The 19804-nt window shown below is 69.9% G+C and carries 9 protein-coding genes; 1 reads left to right on the plus strand and 8 read right to left on the minus strand.

All coding sequences use genetic code 11. From position 1 onward, the window contains the following. Positions 1 to 114: 114 nt before the first annotated feature. From fusA to rpsL, 3 genes are all read right to left on the minus strand, one after another. Positions 115 to 2202 carry an elongation factor G gene (gene fusA, locus PATMI_RS0125650; RefSeq protein WP_026912980.1) on the minus strand — a complete coding sequence of 696 codons (2088 nt, stop codon included), beginning with the start codon at positions 2200 to 2202 and terminating at the stop codon, positions 115 to 117. A 511-nt stretch (positions 2203 to 2713) separates the two neighbouring features. Then, entirely contained in the window at positions 2714 to 3184 is a 471-nt protein-coding gene (gene rpsG, locus PATMI_RS0125655; RefSeq protein WP_026912981.1) for a 30S ribosomal protein S7, read from the minus strand. 3 nt (positions 3185 to 3187) lie between these two features. Beyond that, on the minus strand, positions 3188 to 3589 hold the full coding sequence (rpsL, locus tag PATMI_RS0125660; protein ID WP_026912982.1) for a 30S ribosomal protein S12: 402 nt from the start codon (positions 3587 to 3589) through the stop codon (positions 3188 to 3190). 174 nt (positions 3590 to 3763) lie between these two features. Here rpsL and PATMI_RS0125665 point away from each other — a divergent pair, with 174 nt between their 5' ends. Next, positions 3764 to 4534: an alpha/beta fold hydrolase gene (locus tag PATMI_RS0125665; protein WP_036726425.1), complete on the plus strand. Its 771-nt coding sequence runs from the start codon at positions 3764 to 3766 to the stop codon at positions 4532 to 4534. Positions 4535 to 4625: 91 nt separating this feature from the next. Here PATMI_RS0125665 and PATMI_RS0125670 read toward each other — a convergent pair whose 3' ends face one another. The 5 genes from PATMI_RS0125670 to PATMI_RS35525 all read right to left on the minus strand — a co-directional run bounded on the left by PATMI_RS0125670 (position 4626) and on the right by PATMI_RS35525 (position 19396). Next, entirely contained in the window at positions 4626 to 5504 is an 879-nt protein-coding gene (locus PATMI_RS0125670) for a DMT family transporter (RefSeq protein WP_026912984.1), read from the minus strand. A 316-nt stretch (positions 5505 to 5820) separates the two neighbouring features. Continuing rightward, entirely contained in the window at positions 5821 to 10086 is a 4266-nt protein-coding gene (gene rpoC / locus PATMI_RS0125675) for a DNA-directed RNA polymerase subunit beta' (protein WP_026912985.1), read from the minus strand. Positions 10087 to 10211: 125 nt separating this feature from the next. Further along, the gene (rpoB, locus tag PATMI_RS33355) at positions 10212 to 13817 is read right to left on the minus strand and encodes a DNA-directed RNA polymerase subunit beta (RefSeq protein ID WP_051472283.1); all 3606 of its coding nucleotides are present in this window, start codon (positions 13815 to 13817) and stop codon (positions 10212 to 10214) included. 283 nt (positions 13818 to 14100) lie between these two features. Further along, positions 14101 to 14376, minus strand: coding sequence for a hypothetical protein (locus PATMI_RS33360; protein ID WP_036726427.1), 276 nt, complete (start codon positions 14374 to 14376; stop codon positions 14101 to 14103). A gap of 244 nt (positions 14377 to 14620) precedes the next feature. After that, positions 14621 to 19396: a CARDB domain-containing protein gene (locus PATMI_RS35525; protein WP_051472284.1), complete on the minus strand. Its 4776-nt coding sequence runs from the start codon at positions 19394 to 19396 to the stop codon at positions 14621 to 14623. Between the last annotated feature and the right edge of the window lie 408 nt (positions 19397 to 19804).

A 19804-nucleotide genomic window follows, 5' to 3' on the forward strand; every position in this document is an offset into this window, starting at 1 on the left:
GGCGCTCCTAAGTCTTGTTCTTCGATGGGGTCGGTGCCGACGTTCGCCGGCTCCGGCTCTGGGCGAACCCGTGAAGGGTAGCCAGAGCCGGGGTGTTCATGCGGTGCGGTGGGACTACTTGCCGGTCCGCGTCGCGACGATCTCTTCGGCGACGTGCGACGGCACCTCGTCGTAGCGCTCGAACTGCATCGTGTACGTCGCGCGGCCCTGGGTGGCCGAGCGGAGGTCCGTCGAATACCCGAACATCTCGCTCAGCGGGCAGTACGCCGTGACGATCTGCGCGTTGCCGCGCGGCTCCATGCCCTCGATCCGCCCACGTCGGCGGTTGAGGTCACCGATGACGTCGCCCATGAACTCCTCGGGCGTGACGACCTCGATCTTGAAGATCGGCTCGAGCAGGATCGGCTTCGCACGGCGGGACGCCTCGGTGAACGCCATGTTCGCGGCGATCTTGAACGCGACCTCCGAGGAGTCGACCTCGTGGTACTTGCCGTCCGTGACCGTGACCTTCACGTCGACCATGGGGTAGCCGGCCTTCGGCCCGCTGTCCATGCCCTCGCGCAGGCCCTTCTCGACGGCGTTGTGGTAATCGACCGGGATCGATCCGCCCTTGATCTTGTTCTCGAAGACGAAGCCCTCGCCGGGCGCCGGCTCCATGGAGATCACGACGACGCCGAACTGGCCGGAACCACCGGTCTGACGGACGAACTTGCCCTCGACCTTCTCGACCAGCGACTTCACGGTCTCGCGGTAGGAGACCTGCGGCGTACCGACGTTGGCCTCCACGTTGAACTCGCGACGCATGCGGTCGACGAGGATCTCGAGGTGAAGCTCGCCCATGCCGGAGATCTCGGTCTGGCCGGTCTCCTCGTTGGTCTCGACCTGGAAGGTCGGGTCCTCCTCGGCCAGGCGCTGGAGGGCGACGCCCATCTTCTCCTGGTCGGCCTTGGTCTTCGGCTCGACAGCCACCTTGATGACCGGCTCGGGGAAGTCCATCGCCTCGAGGACGATCGCGTGGTTCGGATCGCAGATCGTGTCGCCGGTGTAGACCTGCTTGATGCCGACGGCCGCGGCGATGTCGCCGGAGTAGACCTTCTCGACGTCCTCGCGGTCGTTGGCGTGCATCATCAGGATGCGGCCGACGCGGTCGGTCTTGCCGGTGTTCGTGTTGAGCACCTTCGAGCCGGCCTCGAGGATGCCCGAGTAGACGCGGAAGAAGACGAGCTTGCCGACGTAGGGGTCGGTGGCGATCTTGAAGGCCAGGGCCGCGAACGGGGCGGAGTCGTCCGACGGACGCTCCTCCTCGTGCTCCTCGCCGTCCTTCGCCGTGACGACGCCCTTGATGGCGGGCACGTCGAGCGGCGAAGGCAGGTAGTCGACGACGGCGTCGAGCAGGGGCTGGACGCCCTTGTTCTTGAAGGACGAGCCGCAGAGGACCGGGTTGATCGACAGCGCGAGGGTCGCGGCGCGGATCGCGGTCTTCAGACGCGGGACCGGGACCTCCTCGCCCTCGAGGACGAGCTCCATGAGCTCCTCGTCGAAGTCGGCGACGGCGTCGAGCAGCTTCTCGCGGGCGGCGGCCGCGGCGTCGGCATACTCCTCGGGGATGTCGACGACGTCGACGTCGCGCCCGATGTCGTCGCGGTAGAACGTCGCCTTCATCTCGACCAGGTCGATGATGCCGGCGAAGTCGCCCTCGGCACCGATCGGCAGCTGGATCGGCACGGCGTTGGCGCCGAGGCGGTCGATCATCGTCCGGACGGACATGTCGTAGTCCGCGCCGGTGCGGTCCATCTTGTTGACGTAGGCGATGCGCGGCACGCCGTAGTCGTTGGCCTGGCGCCAGACCGTCTCGGACTGGGGCTCGACGCCGGCGACCGAGTCGAACACGGCGACGGAGCCGTCGAGCACGCGCAGGGACCGCTGGACCTCGACCGTGAAGTCGACGTGGCCCGGCGTGTCGATGATGTTGATGCGGTGCTTGTCCCACTCGGCGGTGGTGGCGGCGGAGGTGATCGTGATGCCACGCTCCTGCTCCTGCTCCATCCAGTCCATCGTGGCCGAGCCGTCGTGGACCTCGCCGATCTTGTACGTGCGACCGGTGTAGAAGAGGATGCGCTCCGTCGTCGTGGTCTTACCGGCGTCGACGTGCGCCATGATCCCGATGTTCCGGGTCTTCTCTAGGGAGTACTTACGCGACATGAAAGAGCTTCCGAGGTACGCAGACGACTTTGGGGAGGCAAGGACCGAGGTCTCCGCGCTGAAGGCTCGTCGGCGGGGGGACCGGGGTCCCACAGCCGTCAGGCCTGCGGAGGAACTGCACGATCCCAACGATGCGGGACCGGGGGTGCCACCGATCGCCAGCGCTCGACGCGCGGGCTCCAGACGGGCAGCGACGGAGGACTATAGCAGCGTCCTCCGAGGAACGGAACCCGCCTCCGGCGCGCATCGACGACGGGCGTTTCGCCCGCGTGGAGCGTGGGTTCCGCGAGCCGGGCACCGTGGTGCGGGAGACCCCGCCGCCGGCCCCCCGAGAACGACGAAAGGCGCCTCGCGGCGCCCTTCAGGTTGCTCGTCCGACCCCGTCGGTTGCGTGCGAGGTGTGCGCACGTCGAGCAGGTCGGCTCCGGTGAGGTGAGAGCTGGACGCCAGTCCTGCCGAACCCATCGGGGCCGAGATGCGAAGCGCGTGCGTGCGCCTCGCGCGTGACCGACTACCAGCGGTAGTGGGCGAAGGCCTTGTTGGCCTGCGCCATGCGGAAGATGTCGTCCTTCTTCTTGTACGCGCCGCCCTGCTGCTTCTGGGCCTCGATCAGCTCGTTCGCGAGACGCGAGGCCATCGAGCGCTCGCGGCGGCTGCGCGCCGCCTCGACGAGCCAGCGGATGGCGAGCGTGCGGGAGCGACGGGCGGGAACCTCGACCGGCACCTGGTAGGTGGCGCCACCGACGCGGCGGGAGCGGACCTCGAGCTGCGGGGTGAGGGCCTTGATGGACTCCTCGAGCTGCTCGACGGGGTCACCGCCGGTCTTCTCGGCGAGGATCGCGAGGGCGTCGTAGACGATGCCCTCGGCGGTCGACTTCTTGCCGTCGAGCATGACCTTGTTGACGACCTGGTGGACCAGCCGCGAGCGATGGACGGCGTCCGGCTCGAGCGTGCGGGTCACAGCACTGGAACGGCGTGCCATGGGTTACTTCTTCCCCTTCTTGACGCCGTACCGCGAGCGCGACTGCTTGCGGTCGTTGACGCCGGCGGCGTCGTGCGAACCCCGCACGACCTTGTACCGCACGCCCGGGAGATCCTTCACGCGGCCACCACGGACCAGCACGACGGAGTGCTCCTGCAGGTTGTGACCCTCACCCGGGATGTACGCCGTGACCTCGATGCCCGAGGAGATACGGACACGGGCGACCTTGCGGAGCGCCGAGTTCGGCTTCTTCGGGGTCGTCGTGTAGACGCGAGTGCAGACGCCGCGGCGCTGGGGCGCGGCGACCTTCTTCTTGCGCCCCGGTCCGGACTTGAGGCCGGGAGTGGAGAGCTTCTTCGCCTTGGGCTTGCGCCCCTTGCGGACGAGCTGACTGGTCGTGGGCATGCGACGAGGGAGAGTAGCAACGCCCGTCGGGAAACGAGTCCCGGTCCGTCGGGCGTCGCGACGCCCCGTGGGCCGCCCGGTCGTGCGCGTGCCCGTCCGCCGCACCATACCGCTCCGGCGGCACCGTCACAGGGTCGATCCCGGAGCACCGTCTACGGCCTATAGGCTCGGGCCATGTTGGCCCATGACCGCGTCGGCGACGGTCCGCCGCTCGTCCTCCTGCACTTCCTCGGTGGGCACCGGAACGTCTGGCAGCCGCTCCTCCCCCTCCTCGAGGGCCGCACGGTCGTCGCGATCGACCTGCCCGGCTTCGGCGAGAGCCGTCCCCTGGCCGGTTCACCCACGCTGGCCCGGCTGACCGACGCCGTCGCCGGCACGATCGCCGAGCTCGGGCTGGAGCGCCCGGCGGTGGCCGGGATCTCCCTCGGCGGCGGGATCGCGATCGAGCTCGCGCGCGCCGGCAGCGTGTCGTCGGCGGTCGCGATCTCCCCGATCGGGTTCGCGACGCTGCCCGAGATGGCGTTCGCGAAGGCGAGCCTCCGGGCCACGCACGCCGCGAGCCGCGCGATCGCGGGGCAGGTCGACCGCCTCGCGCCGCAGGCGACGCTCCGCGCGGCCCTCGGCGCGCAGATGTTCGCCAAGCCGTGGGCGGTGCCCGCGGAGGACGCCGCCGGCCTGGTGCGGAGCATGGCGCACAGCCCGGGGACGCTGCCGGTCCTCCGGGCGGCGATGGGCCAGGAGATCCAGGGCGGCGGCACCGTCGCGCCCGTGACGGTCGCCTGGGGGCAGCGCGATGCGCTCCTCCTCCCCCGTCAGGGTCGTCGTGCGGTCCAGCGGCTGTCCTTCGCCCAGCTCGTGCCGCTCGCCGGCTGCGGGCACGTCCCGCTCTGGGACGACCCGGAGAAGGTCGCCGACACGATCCTCACCGGCACCTCGCGGGGCTGAGGCCCCGGAGCGACCGGGCCGCTCCGTCGAGGGGCGCCGGCGTGCGGGAGGCCCGGGGGCCGCGTCGACCGGCTCCGCGCCCGGGCCGGGCTCAGGCGGCGGCGCCGACCGGCCCGCCACCGGACGAGGCCGCCCGGGGTGCCGGCAGCAGCGCGGCCGCGAGGATGACCATCAGGAACGCGACCGACTGGACGACGATCCCGATCGTGTCGGTGGCGATGGGGTCCCCGAAGACGACGAAGCCGCCCAGGATGCCGACGACGTTGGCGCCGGTCGCGGTGATCGCGATGACCTCGACGGCCCCGCCCTCCTGCAGCGAGCGCGCGGAGATGTAGTACGCGAGGACCGACGCGACGATCGCGACGAAGATCCACGGGGTGATGATGCTGCCGCCGGCGCCCATGACGCCCGTGGTGGCCTTCACGGCGACGTTGCAGACGCCGAAGAGGAGGCCGGCCGCCGCGCCCATCAGCGGCCCGCGCAGGTGGGCGCCGCGCTCGTGCTGGCCGCCCAGGATCATCAGCGCGCCGACGGTCAGGAGGACGCCCTCGAAGAGCGCGAGCCCGAGGACCCGGAAGTTGCTGTTGGCGGAGTCCACGCCCGGCATCGCCACGACGAGCATCGCGAGGCCGATGCCGGTGAGGATCAGCCCCATCCACTGCCGTCTGCCGACCGTCATCCCGAAGACGCGGTCGGCGAGCACCGCCACGAGCACGATGCCGCCGGCGAGGACGACCTGGACCACCGACATCGGCGCGACGGCGATGGCCGCGGTGTGGAACGCCCACCCGACCGCGCCGACGAGCATGCCCGCCGCGAACCAGCGCGACTTCCAGAGGGCGAGGCCCGTCTTGATGGGATGCCGGGCATCGACGGCCGGGGCCTCGTTGGCACCGCGGTGCTTGTAGAGGAACCCCAGGTTGGCGGCGAGCGCGCTGAGGAGGGCGAGGACGATTCCGAGTTGGAGCATCGATGCAGAACGGGTGATCCGGGGAGCCGGGCCCGGGCGGGCCCTGTCCCACGTATCGGCGGGTTCGTGGCTTCACCGTAGCGACCTCACCTAAGGATGCGACCCGGTTCGTCGGAGATGTCGGTGAGTCGGTTCGCCACCGTGGCAGATCGCCCATGACACGTGACGATCGTCCGGTTCCATGGGCCGGTCGTCCCACTCGATCACCCGTTGAGTCACAGTCGCGGGCGGTCCCCGAACGACGACGCCCCGGCCGAGGGCCGGGGCGTCGGTGTCGCGGTGCGACGGGCGGGCCGACGGACGCCGGCCCGCGGGCTCAGGCGCGGTCGTCCGGGCCGGGCACGTCGAGCTCGATGAGCTCGTCCGCGAGGTCGCCCTGGCTGCCGCCGAGCTGCTCGAGGTCGCGCAGGTCCTGCGACAGGTCGTCGCCGTACGGCTGACCGCCGTCGAGGCCCATGTCGCCCAGGAGCTCGTCACCGTCCAGCAGGGCGACGTCGCCGCCGTGCGGGAGCGGGTCCGTCGGCTCGATCTCGATCCGGCGGTAGTGCCGCAGGCCGGTCGCCGCCGGGATCAGCTTGCCGATGATGACGTTCTCCTTCAGGCCCAGCAGGTCGTCCCGCTTGCCCTCCAGCGCCGCGTCGGTCAGGACCTTCGTGGTCTCCTGGAAGGAGGCCGCCGACAGGAACGAGTCCGTGTTCAGCGACGCCTTGGTGATGCCGAGGATGACCTCCTCGTACGTCGCCTTCTCGCCGCCGTCCGCCTCGATCTGCTCGTTGACGCGGAAGAACTCGTTCCGGTCGACGAACTGGCCGGGGAGGAAGTCCGAGTCGCCCTTCTGCTCGACGCGCACGCGCTTGAGCATCTGACGGGCGATCAGCTCGATGTGCTTGTCGTTGATGTCCACGCCCTGCGACTTGTAGACCGACTGCACCTCCTTGACCAGGTACTGCTCGGTCGCGGTCCGGCCCTGCAGCTCGAGGAGCTCGTGCGGGTACAGCGAGCCCTCGTTGAGCTGCTCGCCGGCCTTGACCTTCTGGCCGTCCTCCACGAACAGGCGCGTGCGGCGCGGGAACGTGTAGCGGTGCTCGTCGCCCGCCGCGTCGGTGACGACGACGGTGAGCGCCTTGTCCGTCGACTCGACGGCGACCGTGCCGTCGTGCTCGGCGATCTTCGCCAGGCCCTTCGGCTTGCGGGCCTCGAACAGCTCGACGACACGCGGCAGACCGTGCGTGATGTCCGCGCCGGCGACGCCGCCGGTGTGGAACGTGCGCATGGTCAGCTGGGTGCCGGGCTCGCCGATCGACTGCGCCGCGACGATGCCGACCGCGTCACCGATCTCCGCCAGCTGGCCGGAGGCCATCGAGCGGCCGTAGCACGCCTGGCAGATGCCGGTGAGGGCCTCGCACTTGTGGACCGACCGGACGGCGACCGTCGGACGCTCCTCCGCCGGGCCCATCTCCGTGATCCGCAGGACGCGGACGTTGTCGATCTCCTCGCCCTTCGGGATCAGGACGTCGCCGCCGATGAGGACGTCCTGGGCCGTCACGCGACCGGCGAGGTTCGGGTTGAGCTCCTGGACCTCGTTGTAGACCGGCATGTCGATCCAGCCCTCGGTGCCGCAGTCGTGCTCACGGATGATCACGTCCTGCGACACGTCGACCAGACGACGCGTCAGGTACCCCGAGTCGGCGGTACGCAGGGCGGTGTCGGCCAGGCCCTTGCGCGCGCCGTGGGTGGAGATGAAGTACTCGAGGACATCGAGGCCCTCCATGAAGTTGGCCTTGATCGGCCGCTCGATGATCTCGCCCTTCGGGTTCGACATCAGGCCGCGCATGCCGGCCAGCTGGCGGATCTGCTTCAGGGAACCACGGGCACCGGAGTTGGCCATCATGTAGATGGGGTTCCGCGCCGGGAAGTTCTTCTCCATGGCGTCGGCGACCTCTTCCGTCGCCTCGTTCCACTTGCCGACGATCAGCTCGTGGCGCTCGTACTCCGTGATGAGGCCGTCCTCGTACTGCTCCTCGATCCCGGCGACGATGTCCTCGTACTTCTTGAGGATCTCGCCCTTGTTCGGCGGGATGACGACGTCGTTCTTCGAGATCGTCACGCCGGCGCGGGTCGCGAACTCGAACCCGAGGTCCTTGAAGGCGTCCAGGACGGTCGCGATCGTGGACGGGCCGTAGATCTGCACCAGCTGGTCGATGAAGCGGGAGGTGTCCTTCTTCCGCATCGACTGGTTGATGAAGACGTACGACGACGGGTCGTACTCCTCGCCGAGCGTCTCGATCAGCGCCCGCTCGATGCGGTCGTTGTAGATGACGCGGCCGAGCGTGGTGAGCACCGGCGCACGGCCCTCGGCGCGGAACTCCACGAGGTCGTGGAGCTTCGCCCCGCCGTGCTGGTCGGCGAGCGTGGCCTCGTTCGCGGTCCGGAAGACGCGCGGCTTGCGCTCGTCCTCGGGCCACGTGCCGTCGTACAGCGACGTGTGCTTCTTCGCCAGGACCTCGGGCTCGTCGCCCAGGGTGACGTAGTAGCCGCCGATGACCATGTCCTGCGACGGCGTCGCGAGCGGCTGCCCGTTGGACGGCGACAGGATGTTGTTGGACGACAGCATCAGCAGTCGCGCCTCGGCCTGGGCCTCGGCGGACAGCGGGACGTGCACGGCCATCTGGTCGCCGTCGAAGTCCGCGTTGAACGCGGCGCAGACGAGCGGGTGGACGCGGATGGCCTTGCCCTCGATGAGGACCGGCTCGAACGCCTGGATGCCGAGGCGGTGGAGCGTCGGCGCGCGGTTGAGCAGCACCGGGTGCTCCTGGATGACCTGCTCCAGGACGTCCCAGACCTCCTCGCGCGACTCGTCGACGAGGCGCTTGGCGGCCTTGATGTTCTGCGCGTCCTTGCGCTCGACGAGCTGGGCCATGATGAACGGCTTGAACAGCTCGAGCGCCATCAGCTTCGGCAGACCGCACTGGTGCAGCCGCAGCGACGGACCCGACACGATGACCGAGCGGCCGGAGTAGTCGACGCGCTTGCCGAGCAGGTTCTGGCGGAACCGGCCCTGCTTGCCCTTGAGCATGTCGGACAGCGACTTCAGCGGGCGGTTGCCGGGGCCCGTGACCGGGCGACCACGACGGCCGTTGTCGAAGAGCGCGTCGACGGACTCCTGAAGCATGCGCTTCTCGTTGTTCACGATGATCTCGGGCGCGCCGAGGTCGAGGAGCCGCTTGAGGCGGTTGTTGCGGTTGATGACGCGGCGGTACAGGTCGTTGAGGTCGGACGTCGCGAAACGGCCGCCGTCGAGCTGCACCATCGGACGGAGGTCCGGCGGGATGACCGGGACCGCGTCCAGGATCATCATCTCGGGCTTGTTGACCTGCGCGTAGTACGGCGCGTTCTCGGGGTCGTAGAACGCCGAGAGGACCTTCAGGCGCTTGACGGCGCGCTGCTGCTTCTGGCCCTTGCCGTTCTTGACGAGGTCCTCGAGGTCCTCGCGCTCGTGCTTCAGGCAGAAGCCGGGCTGGTCACGGATGTCCAGCTCGACGCCGGCCAGGCGCTCGGAGTCGACGTCGCGGCGCGGGGCCTCGCGGTCGTACTCCGGCTTGATGAGCATGAGCTCACGGATGTACTCGGCGCCCATGCCGCCGCCGAAGTACTCGCCGTAGCCGTAGACGGAGCCGAAGCGCATCTTCAGCTCGCGGAAGAACGTCTCGTCGGCGATGACCGTCTGCGGGACGAGGTCGTCCTTCTCGATCGCCTTGTCCGTGAAGGCGGAGAGCGGCCACTCCTCGCCGTCGTTCGGCGGGTCCTCGCTCGGCTCGAGCTTGTTCGCGAAGAGCTTCCAGACCTCGCGCAGGCGGGCGCGGGACTCCTCGTAGTGCGAGCGGAGATCGTCGATCTCGGCCGTCAGCTGCTTCTTGTTGTCGGCGAGCAGCTTCTTGCGCTCGTCGTCGGTGAGCTTCGCGACGGTGATGTCGAGCGACTCGGCCCACAGGTAGTCGTCGTCCGAGAAGCCGTCCTGCGACCCGTCGGCGAGGTACTGCGTGCGGACCTCCAGCGAGTTCTCCAGGCCGGAGAGCTCGTCCTTCTCCATCGAGGTCGACTGGTCGAGGTCGTCCTGGACCTGCGCCTCGAGGTCGGGGAGGTCGCGCCAGCGGGCCTCCTGGTCGACCCACGTCACGATGGACGCGGCGAAGTACAGGATCTTCTCGAGCTCCTTGGGAGCCATGTCGAGCAGGTAGCCGATGCGGCTCGGCACGCCCTTGAAGAACCAGATGTGCGAGACCGGCGCGGCGAGGTCGATGTGCCCCATGCGCTCGCGGCGGACCTTCGAGCGCGTGACCTCGACGCCGCACTTCTCGCAGATGATGCCCTTGTAGCGGACCCGCTTGTACTTGCCGCAGTAGCACTCCCAGTCCTTGGTCGGACCGAAGATGCGCTCGCAGAAGAGCCCGTCGCGCTCGGGGCGGAGCGTGCGGTAGTTGATGGTCTCCGGCTTGAGGACCTCTCCCGAGGACCAGGACCGGATCTGCTTCGAGGAGGCGAGGCCGATCTCGATGGCGTCGAACGTGTTGATGTCGTGCACGGTGGGTGAGTTCCCTGATCGTGTGCTTGGCGGGGCGGGGGTCGGCGTGGCCGCTCCGCCGGGTCCCGGTCCCGGCCGCTCGGTGGCGGTCGGGACCGGGGCTCGGCGGGCCGGCCGTGCCGGTCCTACGCCTCGTCCTCCGCGGCCGCCGGGGCGGCCTGCTCACCTGCGGCGGGCGTGTCGCCCTCCGCGGGAGCCTCTGCGTTGTTCTCGGGAGCTTCGTCCGACGCGGGCTCGTCGCCCAGGTCGGCGCGGACGCCGCCCAGGTCGATGCCGAGCTCCTCGGCGGCGCGCAGCAGCTCGTCCTCGTCGTCGGCGCCACCCGCGGCGCCCTCGTCGTGGATCTCGCGGACGTCGAGGGAGAGCGCCTGCATCTCCTTCAGGAGCACCTTGAAGGACTCCGGGACGCTCGGCTCGGCGATGTTCTCGCCCTTGACGATCGCCTCGTAGGCCTTCACGCGCCCGACGGTGTCGTCGGACTTGATGGTGAGCATCTCCTGCAGCGTGTAGGCGGCGCCGTACGCCTCGAGCGCCCAGACCTCCATCTCGCCGAAGCGCTGGCCGCCGAACTGCGCCTTGCCGCCCAGCGGCTGCTGGGTGACGAGCGAGTACGGGCCCGTGGCACGTGCGTGGATCTTGTCGTCCACGAGGTGGTGCAGCTTCAGGATGTACATGTAGCCGACGGTGATCTGCGCGTCGAACGGCTGACCGGTGCGCCCGTTGAAGAGCGTGAACTTGCCGCTCGCCTGGGTGCCGTCCGGACGCGCCTTGTCGACGTCCATGTTGATCAGGCCGCCGTTGGCGGAGTGGTTGTCCTGCCACTTCACCAGGGCCTCGTCGACCTGCGCGACCGTCGCGCCGTCGAAGACCGGGGTGGAGACGTAGACGCCGCCGCCCTTGTTGCCCTCGCGCTCGTCCCAGGCCTGCGTGCCGTCCGGGTACCAGCCCTGTGCGGCGGCCCACCCGAGGTGGATCTCCAGCACCTGACCGACGTTCATGCGCGACGGCACGCCCAGCGGGTTCAGGATGACGTCGACGGGGGTGCCGTCCTCGAGGAACGGCATGTCCTCGATGTCGACGATCTTCGAGATGACGCCCTTGTTGCCGTGGCGGCCGGCGAGCTTGTCGCCCTCGGAGATCTTGCGCTTCTTCGCGACGAAGACGCGCACGAGCTCGTTGACGCCCGGGGGCAGGTCGTCGCCCTCGTCCTTGTGGAACGTCTTGACGTCGATGACGACGCCGCCCTCGCCGTGCGGGACCTTCAGGGAGGTGTCGCGGACCTCGCGGGCCTTCTCCTTGAAGATGGCGCGGATCAGCTTCTCCTCCGCCGTCAGCTCGGTCTCGCCCTTCGGCGTGACCTTGCCGACCAGGAGGTCGCCCGAGCCGACCTCGGCACCGACGCGGACGATGCCGCGATCGTCGAGGTTGCGCAGCGACTCCTCCGCGCGGTTCGGGATGTCGCGGGTGATCTCCTCGTCGCCGAGCTTCGTCTGGCGCGCGTCGATCTCGTACTCCTCGATGTGCACCGAGGTGAGCTCGTCGTCGCTGACCAGGCGGCGGCTGAGGATGATCGCGTCCTCGAAGTTGTAGCCCTCCCAGGACATGAACGCGACCATCAGGTTCTTGCCCAGCGCCATCTCGCCCATCGAGGTCGAGGAGCCGTCGGCGAGCACGGAGCCCGCGCCGACCTCCTGACCGCGCTTGACCAGCGGGCGCTGGTGGATGAGCGTGCCCTGGTTGGAGCGCTCGAACTTCTCGAGGTGGTACTCGTCGCGCCCCTCGGCGTGCTCGATGACGATGCGCTTGGCGTCGACGTACTGGATCGTCCCGGCGTTCTTCGCCAGGACGACGTCGCCGGAGTCCTGCGCTGCGCGGGCCTCCATGCCGGTGCCGATGCGGGGCGCGTCCGTCTTCAGGAGCGGCACCGCCTGGCGCTGCATGTTCGAGCCCATGAGCGCGCGGTTGGCGTCGTCGTGCTCGAGGAACGGGATCATCGCCGTAGCGACCGACCAGATCTGCTGCGGAGAGACGTCCATCAGCGTGACTTCGGTCTTCGGGATGACGACGTACTTGCCGGCCTGCGTGCGGCAGAGGACCTCGTCCTCGAGCAGCTCGCCGTCCGCGCCGACGGGGGCGTCGGCCTGCGCGGCCAGCCCCTCCTCCTCCTGCGTGGCGTCCAGGTGGACGATCTCGCCGGTGACCTTGCCGTCGGCGATCACGCGGTACGGCGTCGTGATGAAGCCGTGCTCGGAGATCTGCGCGTAGCTCGACAGCGACCCGATCAGGCCGATGTTCGGGCCCTCCGGGGTCTCGATCGGGCACATGCGGCCGTAGTGGGTCGGGTGGACGTCGCGGACCTCGATCGGTGCGCGCTCGCGGGTCAGGCCGCCGGCGCCCAGCGCCGACAGGCGGCGGCGGTGCGTCAGGCCGGCCAGCGAGTTGTTCTGGTCCATGAACTGCGAGAGCTGCGAGGAGCCGAAGAACTCCTTCAGCGCCGCGGAGACCGGGCGGATGTTCACGATCGACTGCGGGGTGATCGTGTCCTCGTCCTCCGTCGTGAGGCGCTCGCGGACGACGCGCTCCATGCGGTAGAGGCCGACGCGGAAGGCGTCCTGGATCAGCTCGCCGACGGTGCGCAGACGGCGGTTGCCGAAGTGCTCGTACTCGTCGAGGAGGTCGGCGACGGGCTCGCGCGGCATCGCCGAGGCCTCGGCCGCGTAGTCCTTGATCTCGACCTCTTCCTCCTCCGGGATCCCGAGCTCGCGCGGGAGCCGGATGAGCTCCTTGATCAGCGCGTAGATGTCCTCGGGCGTGAGGTGGCGGGTCTCGAGGTCGATGTCGAGGTTCAGCCGCGAGTTCAGCTTGTAGCGGCCGACGCGCGTGAGGTCGTAGCGCTTGGGGTCGAAGAACAGCGTCTGCAGCAGGGCGTACGCGGCGTCGACCGTCGGCGGCTCGCCGGGGCGCTGCTTCTTGAACAGCTCGATGAGCGCGCCCTTCTTGGTGCGCGTCGCCTCGGTGTCCGTCAGCAGGGTGTTGCGGACGTAGGCGGAGCCCTCGAAGCGGTCCAGCAGGACCTGGTCGAGCGCGTCGACGTCGGCGTCGGACTCCTCGACGTCGGCGTCGAGCTCCGGGTTGTACTCCATGGCCCGCAGGAGGACCGTGACCGGCAGCTTGCGCTTGCGGTCGATGCGGACGAAGACCTTGCCCTTCTTGTCGACCTCGAGCTCGAGCCACGAGCCGCGGGCCGGCATGAGGTTGGCGACGAAGACCTGCTTCTCGCGGTCCTTCGGCTCCATGAGGTACGCGCCCGGCGAACGGACGAGCTGCGTGACGACCACGCGCTCGGTGCCGTTGACGATGAACGTGCCCCGCTCGGTCATCCACGGGAAGTCGCCCATGAAGACGGACTGCTCGCGGATCTCACCGGTCTCCCGGTTGACGAACGAGACCTCGACGGAGAGCGGCCGCGAGTACGTCTGGCCCTTCTCCTTGCACTCCGCGAGGGTGTGCGTCTCCTCGCCGAACTCCAGCTCGCCGAACTCCACGGCGAGGTTGCCGGTGTAGTCCTCGATCGGGGAGATGTCGTCGATGGTCTCTCGAAGCCCACCCTGCACGCCATTCACGAGCCACGCGAAGGAGCGTCGCTGAATGTCGATGAGGTTGGGCACGTCGAGGACCTGATCCAGACGTGCGAACGTGCGTCGCGTGCGCAGGGCGTTGACCGTGGACAAGGCGGGCGACTCCTCGGGGGTGTCGGTGTGTCGGGCGAGGATTCGCACCCGGACCGCGCCTACGTCCAGCAGACGCGCGGATACGAACACATGAAAATTAGCACACGGGAACAAAGACCCCGTGGCGAGGGCGGTCGACGGTCACGGACCCCGTCCTGCAGACCCGCGTATGTGGCGCGGGATCCGATGGGAGGACGGCTACGACTATCGGTCGACGGTCTGAACTATACGCGACCCGCGGGCGCCGCGGTGACCGGCGCCCCCGGGGTGCTGCGGCGGACGGTCAGTCCGCGTGCGACGCGAAGCCGCCGAGCTGCTCGATCGCATCGCGGGCCTCGGACTCCGACGCCCCCGTGATCTCGCGGTAGCGCCGCATCGCACTCATCGGCCGGCCGGACGCGATCAGCTCCTGCACCTCGGCCGCCGGGTCGTCGTCCTCCCGCGCGGACCGGCGGGCCGTCGGCTCGTCCCCGATCTCCTCGAGCCTCGACTCGAGCGCACGGATGCGGCGCAGCAGGCTGCTTCGAGACGGAGGGGCAGGGGACTTCTGGATCGCCATTGAGGGCTCCGGCGTGGGGTTGCGAGGGCGGACGACGAGGGGTCGTCCTTCGACGGTACCCCGCCCCCACCCCGTCGCGCAAGCGGGATGTGACTGCCGTCCGCACCCGCCGGGGCGGACCTGATGCTCCCCTCAGCCGGCCTTGAGGCCGTCCTCAGGACGACGACGGGCCCCGTCCTACGACGGGGCCCGAGGGACCGCTCCGGTGCGTCACGGACCCGGAGGCCCACGACGGACGCCCGGTTCAGCGGATGCTGATGCGGACCGTCTTCTTGACGGTCGTGCCCTTGCCCGTGGTGATCACGAGCTGGGCCTTCGCGACGCGCCCCAGGCGCAACGCCTTCGCGCCCTTGCCCTTCGCCGACAGCCTGACCGTGGTCTTCTTCCCGGCCTTGAGCTTCAGGGTCCCGGTCGCGAGGACCGAGCCCTTCTTGATCGTGGCGCTCGCCTTGACCGGACCGAGCGCCACCAGCTTCGCCGTGCCCGTGCAGGCGACGGAGCAGCTGACCGGGACCGCGACCGAGGCCTTGGTCGTCGTGCCGGAGACCCGGAGCGACGTGGCCAGGACCGCGGCGCGCGGGGCGGTCGTCGGCGGGGCGGCGACGTCCGGAGCCGCGGCGCTCGGGGCCGGCGCGACCGGCGTCGCCGGAGCGACGGGGCGCGGGGCCACGGGCGTGGGGGTCGGCGCCGGCGTCACGGTGCCGGTGTCCCCCGAGGCGTTGGTCGCGGTGAACGTCGCCGAGGCCGTGTCGTCCGCCGTCGTGGCGTCCTGCGTGCTCGTCTTCACCGACGCGGTGTTGACGACGTTCGCGAACCCGAGCTCGCCGCCCGTGCGGATGCCGAGGCAGAGGAGCGACACGTTCGCCGTGAGGTCCTGGCCGGTCGTGTTCTGGAAGCCGAAGACGCGGACCTGCGGCTGGGGGTCGTTCCCCGCCGAGGTCAGGCCCGGGGGCACCAGGCTGCCGCCGACGATGCCCTTGCCGGACTGGCAGTCGAGCGTCTTCGTCGTCTTCGTGCTGCCGGTCTGGTTCGCCGGGACGACGATCGTGTCGTTCAGCTGCGTGAACTGCAGGTCATGGACGTGGCCGTTGACGGCGCCGGTGGTGGTCGAGAGGCACCGGACCGAGAACGTACCGCTGTCCGCCTCCGTGGTGTCGACGGTGAACTTCCAGCCCGTCTGGCCGTCGCGCTGCGAGCCGCTGACCCGTGCCGATCCGCCGTTGACGAACGTGAAGCTCGGGGCGACGGCCACGCGACCGGTGCCGCAGGCCAGGACGACCTCGGTCCGGCCGGCCGCGAGCTGCCGCGTCGCGGTCACCGGGGCGGAGACCAGCAGCGGGTGGGTGTGGCCGCCGGAGCTGGCCGTCGTGGTCTTCAGGCAGACGACCGTGACCTTCAGCGTTCCTTGGCCGATCGTGTCGTTGTCGACGATCGCCGTCCAGCCCGTACCGTCGACTGTCGCGCGGCTCGCGCGGACATGGAGATCACCGAGGTTGCCCGTGCCCTGATCGACGTGCTCCAGACGTGCGCTGCCGTCCGTCGCGAAGTAGCCCGGATCGCAGGTGACCGTGCCGGCCTGAGCCGTGTTCGCGGACTTCGGCTGGATCGCGACGTCGACCTCCTTCTTCTGGACGTCGAGGTCCTGCGTCGCGTTCGCGTCGAAGCTGCCCGCCAGCGGCGAGACCTGGACGCGGACCGCGACGCTGCGGCTGCTGCCCGCGGCGATGTCGCCGACCGCGCAGGTGACCTTGCCGGAGGAGAACGTGCACGGCGCGTCGGCCGAGACGAACGTCGTGCCCGCCGGGATCACGTCGTCGATGACGACGTCCTGGGCGGCGGCCGGTCCGGCGTTCGAGGCCTTCAGCGTGTAGGTGACGGTGTCACCGGGCTTCGCGTTGGCGCTCGACGCCGACTTCGTGATCGAGAGGCCGGCGACGCGGACCACGGGGACCTGCAGCGCGGCCGTGTCGTTCGACGGGTCGGTGTCGTTGACCGTCGTGACCCTCGCCGACGAGTCGATCGTCGCTCCGGGGTTGGAGCCGACCTTCACGACGATGTCCCGCGTCGTCGACTTTCCGCTGCCGAGGTCCGAGGTCGAGAGGTCGCAGACGACCGTCTGCGCCGCCGCGTCGTAGGTGCAACCGCTCGGTGCGCTGACGAACGTCGTGCCCGCCGGGATCGCGACGGTGACCTTCGGGTTCTGCGGAGACGCCGGGCCGTTGTTCTTGACGGTGGCCGTGAGCGTCAGGGTGTCGCCGGCGCTCGTCGAGCCGGGATTCGACGCGAGCGTCACGCCCAGGTCGACGGCCGAGACGACCGGGGTGCTCGTGGTCGCGCTGTTGTCGTCGACGTTCGCGTCCTGCTCGAGGCTCGTGGCCGTCGCGATCGTCGAGACGGACGCGGGCGGGTTGGTGCTGTCGACCTTCAGCGGGATGTTCAGCGTCGGGACCGAGGCGCCCGGCGCGATCGTCCCGAGGGTGCAGGTGATCGTCCGGCCGTCGACCGACAGCGTGCAGCCGTTCGGCAGCTGACCGTCGACCGACGTGCCGGCCGGGACCGGGAACGCGAGCGTGCTGCCGGTCGCCGGCGATCCGCCGGTGTTCTTGACGTCGACCTGCCAGGTGTACGTGTTCCCGGCCTGCAGGGTGGTCGGGGTGGGCGTCCCGGCGATCGCGTTCGTCACCACGAGATCGACAGGCTTCACCGTCACCGTCTGGTCGCCGGTGTTGTTGGCGGACGACGGGTCCGGCTCGTTGCCCGTGACCGCAGCCGTGTTCTTGATCGGCTTGCCGGCGGTACCGACGGCCGGCTTCGCGGTGATCGTCAGCGCCTTGGTGTCACCGGCGGCGAGGGCGCCGACGGTGCACGAGATCGTGCTGGTGCCGGTGCAGCCGGAAGATGAGGAGACGAAGGTCAGGCCGGCCGGCAGCGTGTCGGTGACGACCGAGCCCGTGGAGTCCGACGTGCCGTTGTTCTTCACCGTCAGCGTGTAGACGACGTTCTCGCCGACGGCCGGTGCAGTGGTCGGGGTCGACTTCGTGATCGAGAGGTCGGCCTGGCTGCCCGCCGGGGCGTTGTCGGTACCGACGTTGTTCGTCGGGTTGCCGTCGCCACCGCCGGCGACCGTCGCCGAGTTGACGACCGGCGTGGGGGCGCTGGCCGCGATCTGCGTGTGGAGCGTGATGAGGCTCGAGCCGCCAACGGCCAGTGCCGTCGTGCGGGTGCAGGTGACGGTCTTGGAGGAGTTCGTGATCGAGCACGTCCAGCCGGTGGCCGCGTCGACGCTCGTCGCCGTCACGCCCGCGGGCAGGGTGTCGGTGACCGAGTACTGCCCCTGGGTGGGCGCGTCGCCGATGTTCTTCACGGTGAGGACGTAGTCGTGCGGCTGGCCGCGCGTGATGGGCCCCTGGCCGACCTTCGTGATCGTGAGGTCGGGCGACTGGACCGTCGCCGTGGCGTCGGACTGCGCCGTCAGCGGGGTGCCGAGGCTCGAGGAGGCGAAACTGGCCGTCGCGACGTTCTTGATGTCGGTGTCGGAGGCGATCGCGGGGCTCGGGCCCCCGACCTTGACGTCGAAGGTCACCGTGTAGGTGCCGCCTGCGGGGACGGTGCCGCCGCTCGTGCCGGTGGAGCCGGTGCCGAGGCGGGCCACGACACGGTTGCCGGTCGCGTCGAACTCGCCGCGGTCCGCGTCGACGGCATCGGTGGGCGTCACCGTCGCGGCGCCGCCGGTCGCCGGGGAGATCCGCAGCGTTCCCGGCACGTACGTCGTGTTCGCCGGGATCGGGTCGCGGAGGACGAAGCTCGCGGCGCCGTCCTGCCCCGAGTTCGTGCCCTCGATCGTGTAGCGCAGCGTGTCGCCCTGCTCGACGAGGCCGCCGTTGACGTCTTCGACCTTCTTGGTCTGATCGACCTTCGGCGCGTAGAGCTCGGTCGCGAAGGTGACGACGCCCGGGGCGTAGACGTCACCCGACGTCGTGAGTCCGATGGTGGCCGACGTCGCGTTGTTGGGCAGGATGCCGTCGGCCTTGAGGATCGACTGCTCGATGCCCAGGTTGTTCGGGTAGTTCGGGTCCGTCGCGGTCCGCAGCACGCCGTCGCGGCTGCTGCGGGAGTTGAAGAAGTTGGTGGCCGGGTGCTGGGCGTCGCTCAGGATCGTGCCGTTGAGCGAGGCGCTGTCGCCGACGATGCCGGCGTCGCCCTCGTACGCGACGAAGCCGACGCGCGTCTTGACCGCGCCCGCCGGCGGCGTCAGGAAGCCGGAGACCGGGATCGTGCCGCCCTGGGTGCCGCTGATCGACTTGATGCCGTCGAAGACGGTCAGGTTCCGGGCGGGCTGGGACGTGTCGCGGTACGCGATCACGAGCGACCAGCCCGCGAGCTTGTCGCCGCCGAGCGCCGCCTGCACGTCGGCCACGGTGTAGACGCCCGACCCTCCCGCCTGGACCCGGGACGTGACGTCGACGAAGCCCTGGTAGATGCTGTCGGAGGCACCGGCGGTCCCGCCGTCGTCGAGGGTCGTCGCCGTGAGGGGGACGTACGCGCTGGAGGTCGGCGCCTTGAACTTCACCGTCCCGCGCTGGGCGAACCCGGTTGCCCCTCCTGCCCGACCACCCCAGTAGAGCCCCGCGAAGAGGACGGTGCTCCCCGTCGGGATGGTGACCGTCGCCCGACTCGAGTTGAACGTCGACGGGTCTCCGTCGACGTCGACGTACTGCATGCTGTACGCGTTGTTCTGGTTCATGGAGTCCGACGTCGTGGTGACGCCGGACCGCTGGGCGGCCGTGCAGCCGGCCGCCGACGTCGGACACGTCATCAGCGTGTTGCCGAAGATGTCGATGTCGCCGGTGTCGTTCACCGAGAACCGTGGTGCGAAGTTGCGGTCCGCCGCGTTCGCCGCCGGGACCGCGGCGAGGCCGAGGACCACGAGGGCCCCCAGCAGCGCGGCGAGGAGCGCCGGCGTCCGGCGGATCCTCGGGGCGGATGAGCGCAGGGAAGCGACAGGTGACGCAGTCGTCATGGCGGGCACGCTAGGTCGGGGTCGTATCGAGTTCGTATCGAACGCCCTCCGCGACGGTGTCGGGCGGGCATCGACGGACGCGGGCTGAGGACCCACGATCGACGGGGCGAGAGCGTACACGGGGAAATCGCCCTCCACCACGGGAATCACCCCGGCCGCCCGGATCTCACCCTGCCCGGATCACGAGGTCCGGCCGATGTCCAGTGGCGGCGGACGCATGAGCCGGTCGCTCGGTCATCGGTCCACGCCGCGCCGCCGTGGGGGTCACCACGGGCGGACTGCGCGGCGTGTGGCCGCGACCGGCCCGTGCGTCCCGGCGCCGGGACGCCGATCCGCCTGCCGCCGCGGGCGCCGCGGGACCACCGCCGCGCCGGCCCACGGCGCCCCCGGGAACGCGAACGGGCCGCT

Origin of the sequence: Patulibacter minatonensis DSM 18081 (genome assembly GCF_000519325.1) — a bacterium.
GTDB classification, from domain to species: domain Bacteria; phylum Actinomycetota; class Thermoleophilia; order Solirubrobacterales; family Solirubrobacteraceae; genus Patulibacter; species Patulibacter minatonensis.